1 protein-coding gene is annotated in these 1,265 nt (G+C 37.7%); it reads right to left on the bottom strand.

The features are described from left to right. The coding region (locus CJF42_RS12445; protein ID WP_095366995.1) for a Type 1 glutamine amidotransferase-like domain-containing protein at window positions 1-1,146 on the bottom strand (1,146 nt) is incomplete at its 3' end. Window positions 1,147-1,265: the final 119 nt, after the last annotated feature.

Consider the following 1,265-nt stretch of genomic DNA (forward strand, 5'->3'; position numbering starts at 1 on the left):
ATTTATGAAGATTGAAGTCCCTTCATCAGCCGCAATAACAGCATGCTGACTTGAATGATTTGCTAATGAAACCATAGCGCGACCCATACGATCTCGATTCGTAAAGTGAGTATCGGTAAGCATATTTGTTAATACAGGGATATTTATAAAACTAGCACTGAAATTAAGTGTTTCATGACATAAGTCAGTCACTACTTCTTCAGAAATGGCACCTAATACACCATCAGGATCATAAATGCTGCTGGCCATTAAAGCCATACCAGCTGATGTCCCCCCCACTACACCACCTTTATCATAAACATGTTGCAATGCTGATTGTACTTTTGTTCCTTCCCAAACATTTATGTATTCAGACTGGTCGCCACCAGCTACAAATACAAATTCAGCACTTTTAATTGCCCACTCTACGTAATCTGAATTCGCTTTACTTGAATTATTTACAATCAAGGTTTCAACTGAATCAGCATTCATAAGTGGTAATAGATAGTCATTATATCCATCTGAATCATCCGTTCGTAAAATAACCACATCTTTATTATCACCTACATGTGAGCGCACTCGATTTGAAAAAGCTTGATCAACATCTGTGCCGCCCCCCATGAGCAGAACAGCACCAGCTTCTAAAGTTTCACATGCATCTTCACTATTAGCTGTAATATAAGTTTTTAGGCTGCCCGGCTTGCTAGGTCGTGTACCGTATTCACAACTACTGCCTCCTCCGCCTCCTGTTGACTCAGGATAATCTAATGTTAAGTCATACCAACCTCTGCCTGAATAGCGGGTCACCTTTACGTAATACTCTCCAGGTATATTTGTATTATAACTTCCAAACTCAGGTGTGTTAGACGTTGTACCTGAAGCAATTGCAGAGCCTGCTCCTTGATAAAGATCCCAATCAAAATCATCGCGACGATTATGCGCGAGTGTAATATTAATATTGCCAGCTTCTGTTACATTAAATTTAAACCAGTCTATGTCACCCCGAGACATATCGCCTTCAATTAATACGCCAGAACAAATATCTGTATTAGCATTACTTTCTTTATCGTTAGATTCTAGCTCTGACGTTAAACATGCCTGTGAAAACCCAGAAAAAGAGAGTTGTACTGCAAGTGAAACCGCATATAGTAATTTTTTATTTATCATTATTATATTTCCAAAAAATTAATAGTTACTGTTGTGTAATAAGCACAACAGTTAAAATAATTAACTATGTAATACCAATTTCGATAATTAAATGACCACTCAGAGCAAATGAGCTTTAA

The sequence above is a fragment of the Pseudoalteromonas sp. NBT06-2 genome, from assembly GCF_002276045.1.
Lineage (GTDB): Bacteria > Pseudomonadota > Gammaproteobacteria > Enterobacterales > Alteromonadaceae > Pseudoalteromonas.